This is a genomic window from Mesorhizobium sp. M7A.F.Ca.MR.245.00.0.0, assembly GCF_003997415.1.
Taxonomy (GTDB): domain Bacteria; phylum Pseudomonadota; class Alphaproteobacteria; order Rhizobiales; family Rhizobiaceae; genus Mesorhizobium.
In genome coordinates this window covers 49,988-59,890 of record NZ_RZTE01000036.1, presented here as the reverse complement: position 1 = coordinate 59,890, position 9,903 = coordinate 49,988, and the positions used below count along the sequence as shown (strand labels likewise).

Genomic DNA, 9,903 nt, shown 5'->3' with positions numbered 1-9,903 from the left:
AGCATATTTGGCGATCTTCACCGAGGATACTTGTTGAAGAATACGCGAATGGTCCAGACTACGGCGCTTACGCAATGGGAAATGAAATCGTTGGGATAGAGGCTGCTGTATATGGCGGCCAGCCGCATTTCGTCTGTAGTGAAGGAACCTTCCCAGCCCCGCTCATTGATGACGAGTACAAACTTATGGCCGATGTTTCGCTGAGTTGCTTGCGATCTCTCGGCCTTGGCTGGGGGCCAACCAGTATCCAATTCCGATGGACGACACGTGGTCCAGTCGTTATTGAAGTCAACCCGCGGCTTGGTGGTGGTCCTCAACCGGTTCATCTGGCTTACGGAGTCGACCTCGTCACCGAACACATCAAGCTTGTCATCGGTCGCGAATGTAACCTGCGCAAAAGCCATTCACATATCGCGGCCTGGCGCTCATTGTTTCCTGATCGCGATGGCATCCTCGATTGGATCCATGGCGGCAGTCAGGCTGCTGCTGTACCGGGTGTCGCCGAAGTCAAATTTTATGTTGAGCCCAAGACGCCGATCATCAGGAAGGGCGATTACCGAGACTCCATGGGGTACATTATCGCCGTTTCATCCAACCGTTCTCGGACAAAGTCGATACTCCAGCAAGCCATCGACCTAATCGACTGGTCGATCACACCATTTCCGACTGAACAGGAACAATAATCGGTTCCTCGTCTCTCCGCACCAGCGCAGATGTCCCAGCCAAAGAGTGATCGTTGCCGAACATTGGTGCGATTGAGAGCACGAAAGAGATGCGGAGCCATAGCTATACTTTGCGATCCGTGGCGAATCGCGATCGGTTGATTTTTGCTGATTCACAGAAGCCTCGTGCTTTGCTTTCCGCGACACGATCGTGAGTGGCGACTGATTACCTGCGCTCCAAAGGGGCTTTGCGCGAGCTAGGCTTCGCTTGATCAGGCGGCCGCCACCTGCTGAACAAGTCTCTCGGAGACATCTTGCAGCCAGATGACGTCGATATGGAAACTGCATTTGACCATGGCCGCTGGGCGTTCAATCGTCTGACTTCTCTAGCCGCGAGTTGAACAACAAGCACAGGACGATCAAGCCTCAGCGACCGGATTGTGCTGGCCAGTCTTAGCGGAGGCTGTGTCATTGTTGCGCGAATGCAAACCTCAAAAATCAATGGAGTAGACTCATGACGATCCCAAAGGGTGTACAGGCATTTCCACGCACTGAATACCTGCGCCGGCTGTCCGCCGTGAAGGCTGAAATGGAGGGACGCGACGTGGACGTACTGCTCGTTTTGGACGCTTCCAATATCACTTATCTTTCAGGCTATACCACGCCGTCCGGATATGTTCCTCAGGCGCTTGTGATTGACGGGGTGGCTGAGGAGCCGACATTCATCCTTCGTCGTTGCGATGCGCCGGCGGCCATGTACGAATGTTTCATGGAACAGGATAAGATCATCGGCTACCCGGAAGCGCTCATTGGCAATCTAGCCAACGACGGATACGATGCCGTCATCGACTTCCTGAATGAAGCTGGTCTCGCGAAACGGGGGCTGGGTATCGAGATGTCGAGCCTGCCTGCAGCGACATCGGAAAAGTTCAAGTCACGGCTGCCTGAGGCTCGCGTTGTAGACTGCACCAAGCTTGTCAGCTGGCTCCGCCTAGTCAAATCCGATCTCGAAATAGAAGTCATGCGGGAAGCCGCCGCCATTTCCGACGCCGCGATGAAGCGCGCCAGCGAAGTCATACGTGCCGGTGTAGCGGAAGCCGACGCGGCGGCAGAGATCGCGGCGGCGTTAATCCGGGGAGCGAATGGAAAGCCGGGAACGGCGCTGAAGGCCTTCTATCTCTGCGCCTCGCCTCGGATAGGTACCTGTCACATTCCGTGGACGGGGGACGTGTTCCGCGACGGGTCCCAGATCAATCTCGAACTCGGCGGCACTCGCCATGGATATTCCGCGGGCCTCATGCGTACTTTCTCGATCGGCGCCCCGTCCGAACGCCTGCGCCGCATTCATGAGGCCCAGGTCGAAGGCCTTGAGGCGGCACTCGCCGCAGTCCGGCCGGGATCAACGTGCAGCGAAGTGGCCAACGCGTTCTACAAGACGCTCCGCAAACACGGTTTCGAAAAGGAAACGCGCTGCGGCTACGCGCACGGCATTGGCTGGCTCGAACCGACTGCAAGCCTCCGGGATGGCGACACGACTGAGCTGAAGCCGAACATGACCTTTCATTTGATGCTGGGCAACTGGATTGAGGACGACTTCGGTTACGTGATCAGCGAGACATTCCGGGTCGCCGGCACCGGCGCTGAGGTAATCACAAACACGCCGCGGAAGATCTTCGAAATCTGAACGGGCAATCGTGTCCGGTCGCCTATCTATTCGATCGTGTTGATGTCAGGCGCTTCTAAGTTGTCCGAATCGCCGGCGTTTTGATGTCCTCCGGAGGGTCTTGCTTCTCTCCGGATTGGCTCTTGGGATTAGAAGAATGGCGGAAAGATCTGTTCGGCGTCTGATTCAATGATGCGATCAGCACGTGGACCGTAGCGAACTCCCTCCGAAGGACTTCTGTCCGCCAGTTGGCGGATTTGAGGTGACACTAGTTGCGATGGCTTCTGGAGCGATTGCGGTCAAGCTTGTTAGTGCTTCATGTCCTATTCGATTGTTCGATCGGTTGGCGACCATCTCCTCGTCCTGACTTGGCTTCGGCTGTGCCGCGGGGGACTGGCCGGTCGTGTTGGCCGGCAGGTCATCGCGTGCGCGACGTGGCTTTGATGGAGCTACGAGCCCGATGGCTGCGATCGCGGCTGGTCTCGCGGCGCACCGCGACGATTTCCAGATCCGTGCCTTCCTCATCGAACAGGCGCATGGCTTGGCCTCGTGCCACGGCAATACAGTACCGGAGGGAAGCCGACTGTCCGCCGCATCTCAAAACCAGGAAGCCGCTTATCTGCGAATTCTGTTAATCCAGGCGGCCAGCTTCGGCGCATGGCTGCAGAATGCCGCGCCGCGGCTTCATCGCAGCAAGCTCGCCACGGCACTGGCTATCGCTGAAGCGCCAAAGTCCCGACAGCGATCGAAGGCTTCGCTGTGCCGATCGCCGCGACCAGGAGATCATCGGCGCGACGCCGGCACGCTCATCAGGCGACGGCAGTTCGCCTCGTTCTGGCTGATCTCCTCGATCTCCTGGCTGACCGTTTCGATGAGCTCGTCGAGCCACAGCCAGTCCTCGTAGAGTCCAACGATCGGATCGCTCATGCGCGGCGATATCTCGTCGGCACGGTTCTCCAGGATTGCGAACTGCGAGTTGCGAAGTGCTCTCGCGCCGGGCAGCACGGCAATACCGTGCTGCGCAATGGCTGGACATTCGGCAGCACCGAAACGAGGTGACGGCCATCTAAACCGCCACCCCCCAGTGCGCGAGAAGCATGGAGCGAATATGAACGCACCCGGAATCTGTTTGACCCAAATGGTTGCCTGGCAACCTATCCGCTAATGAGATTAACGGTGCGTGCGAATTCCCCATCAAGGCCATGACACGCGAGCCGACCAAAAGGGCCGGATACATATGAGCGACTTCCGCTATCCTCCACGCCTCACTTGCGATCAGCAGCCGGTCCATACAATTGGGTCAGGTGGCCGCAAGCATGGTGTCTTGCCGTTTCCAGCGAAGTTCGGTGGCGTCCAGCCACGTGCGAGGCATGATCACCGCCAGTCTTCTGGCAAGCGCGACAATGGCTTTTTGCGTCCCTCGCCGATTGGCGACGTTCTTCGCCCCGGCCTTAAACCACGACCAATTTGCCAACGCGTCAGCGGGACTGGGCGGCCTCGAAGGCAACGACCTCTTCATGCCTAGGCCCGCAGGGGGACATGCATTCAACGCGCTCCCTTTCTCCCTGCTGAAATTACCCGGTCATGGCCGACTTCATTATCTCCGGAGGGACAACCCCGGTCGCCTACGAAACAAGATCGATCACGACCAAACAATTGCCCTAGCCACCTGACGGCGATCATCGATGCTGTGATTTGCGACAATGACGCTGCTTCCCGGACCCTTTTTCGATCGCAGCCTGATTATGCTCGATGTCGGAGGGAAATCCTAGCTTCCGCCGCCCCGTGACTAGTGCCATCGCCGAGGCCGCGGTCCACGCTGTCATGGATGATCTGGTCAGAGAGGGCCTCACGATCTTAATTCGGTGGGCCGGGCCGACGCGCGAGGACGCAGACATCCAAGGGTCAGTTCCGTAACCGACTTGCCCCACGGCGACCTAGCATGTGCTGGCCGGGACCGACCTCTGTGCTGAAAAGCGAGCCTCGGGTCCATCTCGTTACTAGATGTCGATGATACACAAAAGGCATTTGACGAAATCGTGCTGCGGAATGATGCTCGCTTAAATAAGGCACTAGGACAGAAAAAGCTGGGAACTAATAGATGTACAGCGTCGACACTTTCCGACATCTCCAGGAAGAAGCCACGCAATGGCGCCGCTACCTGCACCAGAATCCGGAACTGGGATACGAGGTGCACAATACGGCGAAGTTCGTTGCTGAGAAGCTGGCCTCCTTCGGTATCAATCACATCGAGACGGGCATCGCCGAGACCGGCGTGGTTGCCCTGATCCAGGGTGAGGGCGGGGAGGGGCCGACGATCGGACTGCGCGCCGATATGGATGCCCTGCCGATCCTGGAAGCGTCGAACAAGGCCTGGTCCTCGCGGATACCCGGCAAGATGCACGCGTGCGGCCATGACGGCCACACCGCGATGCTATTGGCGGCTGCAAAACACCTCGCCGCGACGCGCAACTTCAAAGGCTCAGCGGCTTTGATCTTCCAGCCCGCCGAGGAAGATGGACGAGGTGCTTTGAAGATGGTCCAGGAAGGAATCATGGAGCGCTTCAACATCTCCCAGGTCTACGGCCTGCACAACTCACCCGGCACTGACATTGGCCAGTTCGCCATCCGGGAGGGCGGTATGATGGCGGCGCTTGACGAGTTTGACATCATCGTCAAGGGGAGGGGCGGGCATGCAGCTTCGCCCCACAGGACTGTCGACCCTGTGGTCACCGCCGCACAAATCATCGTTGCCCTCCAGACCGTGGTGTCCCGCAACACCGACCCCACTGACGCCCTCGTCGTTTCTGTCACGAAGTTCACGGCGAGCCAAGCCTACAACGTCATCGCGGACCAGGTCGAAATGGGTGGGACTGTCAGGAGTCTGACCTCCGCCGTGCGCGATCTGGCGCAGCGGCAGATCAGGTTATGCGCCGAGGGCGTGGCCCACGGGATGGGCGCGGAAATTGAGTTCAGGCATCGGCGGCTCGAACCCCTTACATTCAATCACACGGCCGGAACACATTTCGCGATCACCGCAGCCCGCGGCCTCGTGGGCCATGACGCCGTAAACGACAACGTCAAGCCTTCGATGGGATCCGAAGACTTTGCCTACATGCTGGAAGCGCGGCCGGGCGCGATCATCCTCTTGGGGAACGGCTCGACGCCGGGCTTGCACAATCCCGCTTACGATTTCGACGACGAGGCGATCCCGTATGGCGTGGGCTATTGGGTAACCCTCGTCGAGAAGATTCTGGCGGCCTGACTTGTCGGGTTACGGCTCGTGAACCGGGCTGAACGGCGAGAGATGCTTCAGTTGACCGTGAAACGCGCAGGACAGGACCGCGTCGGCACCGCCACGTAGATCACTTCGCGAAGTCTCGATTGCGGCCGTCCGCTGGGTCGGCGAAAATTGCATATTCAATTATGCTCAACATTAAAAAAGGGGAATGGCCATGAGCTTCTCTATTATCATTAACCGCAGGCGTTTCCTGCAGGCAGCATCAACCGCCTTGGCTGCCGGCGCACTTCCTTCCATTGCCAGTAACAAGGCATCGGCGCAGACTCCTGGCGAACTGCGCGTCCTTGTCTACGGTGGCGATACCGGAAAGGCGATGATTGAGGCCTATGTAAAACCATTTGAAGCCGAAACAGGCATTAAGATGACCCCGATTACCGATCAGGGCGACCGGGCATCGATCGAGATGATGGTTGCGCAGAATAACGTCACCGTCGATGTTGTCACCGCTAACCAGGGATCTTCGTTCGAGTTGTCCCAAAAGGGTCTTTTTGAGCCGATCGATTATTCTATTTACAGGAATGAAGACCTAGACGGGCTCGCCGACTTCGCAAAGCAGCCGTTTGGCGTAGCTAACGTAGTTTATGCGTTCGTCATGGTCTACAATACCGAAAAATTCCCAGCGGGTAAGCTGCGGCCGACCACATGGGCGGAATTCTGGGACGTGAACAGTTTCCCGGGTGTCCGCAGTCTTGTCAGCGGCCAATATGGTTCAGAAGGCCCTTGGGAGGAAGCCCTTCTCGCCGATGGCGTAAATCCAAAGGATATATATCCTATGGACCTAGATCGTGTTTTCAAAAGTTTGGACAGAATAAAGCCCGATATTCGCAAATGGTGGGGAACAGGGTCCGAAATCCAGCAGATGATGCATGACAAGGCAGTAGATCTTGTAAATGCCTATGATGGTAGGGCCGGCACGTTGATCAAGCAGGGAGCACCGCTTGAAATTAATCGTAACCAGGCGAAAATAACTTGGGACTACTGGCAGATTGTGAAGGGGTCTCCTAACGCGCACGCTGCGCAACAGTTTGTCGCATTTACCGCGCGCGCCGACCGTCAGGCAGCATTTTCACAACTCATGCCGTTCGGCCCGAGCAACCTCAACGCGTTCAAGGTTCTACCGGAAGATATTGGGCGCTCGCTGGCCAGCCACCCCGACTACCTGAGGTCAAGTGTGCTAATCGACTCGAAATGGTACGCCGAGAAGGGATCGGACGGGCTCACGAACACCGAAAAGCTGGTCCAGCGCTGGAACGAGTGGATCCTGCTTTAAGCCCCTGTCGGCCTTTTGCGACGGCATTTACCGATGACGTGCCGCACCGAACCAGCACGTCATCGTTCGGCTTGGAGTGACGAACATGAATGCACCAGTCAGAACGCTGCATCCGCTAGCTAAGGATAGACCATTGGAGAAACTCGCTCTTTCCGAGCAAATCGAATTTCGGAACGTCACCAAATTATACGGTCAGGTCATTGCGGTCAGGAGCCTGTCGTTGACCGTTGGGCGCGGCGAGTTCCTCACGATCCTTGGTCCGAGCGGTTCTGGCAAGACGACGACACTCATGCTGCTGGCGGGGTTCGAGGCGCCTACCGAAGGTGATATCCGCATCGCTGGGAAGTCCGTCGCCTCGGTACCTTCCTATCGGCGCGATCAGGGCGTCGTCTTCCAAAGCTATGCGCTCTTCCCGCACCTCACCGTTCGCCGCAACCTTGAATTTCCGCTCGAGATGCGCGGCATCAGGTCGGCTGAGCGGGCCGCGAGAGCCGAACGCATCCTGTCACGTGTCCATTTGGACGGCTTGGGTGACCGCATGCCATCACAGCTCAGCGGTGGGCAGCAGCAGCGCGTGGCGCTCGCCCGGGCCCTCATAGCCGACCCTCCAATCTTGTTGCTAGACGAGCCGTTGGGAGCACTAGACCGTAACTTGCGTGAGCAAATGCAGGGTGAGATCAAGGGGCTTCACAAAGAGTTCGGAATCACTACGGTGTGTGTCACACACGACCAGGAGGAGGCGCTCACGCTTTCCGATCGGATCGTGGTGATGAACGCTGGACGAATTGAGCAAACTGACACGCCTGAGGCGCTATATGACCGTCCTGTCTCCCGGTTTGTCGCGAATTTCCTTGGGGACGCCAACATCCTCGATGATCCGTCATTCGCTGTTGAGTCGGATACGCCGCAACCGGACGGCACCGTCGCGATGATCCGGCCGGAACGTATACGGATCTCCGCCCCTGGCGCCACGAAGAGTGCCGACGCCGATCAGCGCCAGCATGTCGCCGGCACCGTGACCGATATGATCTATGCCGGCCCGCTGCGAAGATACCATGTGGCTGTCGGCGATAACGACGTGGTCATACGCGAACACGTCGCCGCGGGGCGTCAGATCTTCCAGATCGGGGACACCATTCAGCTCGACTGGTTGAGATCGGACATCCGCTTCGTCACGACGTGATCTCAGGGGACTCGCAGATGTTGACTTTACAAAAGCTTACGCGGGCCTCTGTTGTGCTGACCTTTCCGGCGCTCTGCCTCCTGCTACTCGTCTTTGCCATACCGATCGTCCAGCTCTTCTTAAACAGCATCAACGCCCCCGCGCTCTCCCTCGTCAATTACGTGACGTTCTTCGTGCATCCTGCGAACGTTCGCGTCCTCATCCAGACCATCGAGGTAAGCATCGTAGCCACGGTCATCTGCGCTATCATCGGCTACCCGACGGCCTACCTGATCACGGCTGCTTCGAAGCAGGTCCGGTCTGTCTTGGTCATCCTCGTCCTGATCCCGTATCTCACGAGTTCGCTGGCCCGAACCTACGCCTGGGTCATGATCCTAGGTGACCGCGGCCTTATCAATAACCTGCTGCTCGATCTGCGCGTCATCACCAGTCCTCTGCCTCTGATTTACAACCGTATGGCCATGTATATCGGCATGGTCCACATCATGTTGCCGATCATGATCCTGCCGCTAGTGAGCGTGATGCTCGGCATCGATAAGTCGCAAGTGGCAGCCGCGCGCAGCATGGGCGCGCGTCCGTTCTCGGCCTTCTGGCGCGTGTTCTTACCGCTCAGTCTGCCCGGCTTACGCAGTGGTGCGTTGCTCGTCTTCATCCTGAGCCTCGGATTCTACATCACGCCCGCAGCCCTTGGTGGCCTGCGCGATGCCATGCTCTCGACTTTCATCGCGGCTGAGGTGCAAAGCTCATTCAATCTCGGCCGGATAGGGGCAGCGTCATTTATTCTCCTCGCGATCGCGATGACGGTGCTCGCCGTCCTCAGACTCAATCCGGCCGGCCCCAAAGGCAATGCTGCGTCGGATCGGCGAAACCGTTTTCCCGCAGCGGGGGCCTTGGTGCGACATCTCACTGAGCTCGGCACGCTTCGGCGGGCGCGTCGCTGGAACATGCATCTTTACCGCGCTGGCGACGCCACCCATGTGTGGAGGTTCATAGGGATCACGGTAGTCATATTCACCCTACTCTTTCTCCTCTTCCCGGGCGTGGTGGTGATCATCGTGTCTTTTAGCGCCGGAACGCAGTTGGAATTCCCTCCATCCGGCTTTTCCGTGCAATGGTATCGTTCGTTTTTTGCCGATCCGTCGTGGAACGGGGCCGCGCTGAGCAGTTTCGAAATTGCAATCTCGGTAACCATAATCTCGACCATACTCGGCACGCTGGCCGCCTATGGACTCAGTCGCAGCGCGCCAATGCTGCGCAACGTGCTCACGTTGGTCCTCCTAGCACCGATCACCTTTCCGGTGATCGTGGTCGGCATCGCAGCCTACCTTGGTCTGGTATCCTTCGGCCTAGTCGGATCGAAGACAGGCATCGTCTTGGCGCACAGCATTGGCGCTATGAGCTATGTCGTAGTTGTCGTCGCGGCAACGCTGGCCAACTTTGACATTAGTCTTGAGCAAGCCGCTAAGAGCATGCGGGCCGGGCCGTTCCGGACATTCATGAGGGTGACTCTGCCTTTGATCCGGCCAGGCATCCTCGGCGGGGCGGTTTTTGCGTTCCTCCATTCGTTCGACGAAGTGGTCATATCCTTGCTCGTCAGCGGTCTATCCATACGCACGCTTCCCTTAAAGATGTGGGAAAACATCCGGCATGAAATCGACCCCACCGTCGCCGCGGTGGCGTCGCTGCTGATGCTTCTGCCCGTGCTCTGGCTCGTCGCCATGTACTTCATCTGGTGGCGGTCAAGATCCAGAATGCAAGCTGCCTCAGCCCGCATGCTCGCCGCGGTCTGAATCCGCACTACTCGTTAGGGCTCCCGGGCAGTGC

At 58.0% G+C, this 9,903-nt stretch carries 5 protein-coding genes and 2 pseudogenes; all 7 read left to right on the top strand.

The window, feature by feature from the left end:
- Positions 1 to 683: pseudogene (locus EOB80_RS26905) on the top strand (hypothetical protein); the annotation flags it as partial.
- A gap of 493 nt (positions 684 to 1,176) precedes the next feature.
- Positions 1,177 to 2,346, top strand: a complete 1,170-nt coding sequence (locus EOB80_RS26900; RefSeq protein ID WP_126080651.1) for a Xaa-Pro peptidase family protein — start codon at positions 1,177 to 1,179, stop codon at positions 2,344 to 2,346.
- A gap of 513 nt (positions 2,347 to 2,859) precedes the next feature.
- Positions 2,860 to 3,229, top strand: a pseudogene (locus EOB80_RS35565) (transposase); the annotation flags it as partial.
- A 1,197-nt stretch (positions 3,230 to 4,426) separates the two neighbouring features.
- Positions 4,427 to 5,590 (top strand): M20 aminoacylase family protein, encoded by a 1,164-nt coding sequence (locus tag EOB80_RS26890; protein ID WP_126080652.1) that lies wholly within the window; start codon positions 4,427 to 4,429, stop codon positions 5,588 to 5,590.
- 190 nt (positions 5,591 to 5,780) lie between these two features.
- Positions 5,781 to 6,896 carry an ABC transporter substrate-binding protein gene (locus EOB80_RS26885; RefSeq protein WP_126080653.1) on the top strand — a complete coding sequence of 372 codons (1,116 nt, stop codon included), beginning with the start codon at positions 5,781 to 5,783 and terminating at the stop codon, positions 6,894 to 6,896.
- Between the two features lie 85 nt (positions 6,897 to 6,981).
- Positions 6,982 to 8,079: an ABC transporter ATP-binding protein gene (locus EOB80_RS26880; protein WP_126080654.1), complete on the top strand. Its 1,098-nt coding sequence runs from the start codon at positions 6,982 to 6,984 to the stop codon at positions 8,077 to 8,079.
- A gap of 17 nt (positions 8,080 to 8,096) precedes the next feature.
- Positions 8,097 to 9,869 carry an ABC transporter permease subunit gene (locus EOB80_RS26875; RefSeq protein ID WP_126080655.1) on the top strand — a complete coding sequence of 591 codons (1,773 nt, stop codon included), beginning with the start codon at positions 8,097 to 8,099 and terminating at the stop codon, positions 9,867 to 9,869.
- The last annotated feature ends 34 nt before the right edge of the window (positions 9,870 to 9,903 follow it).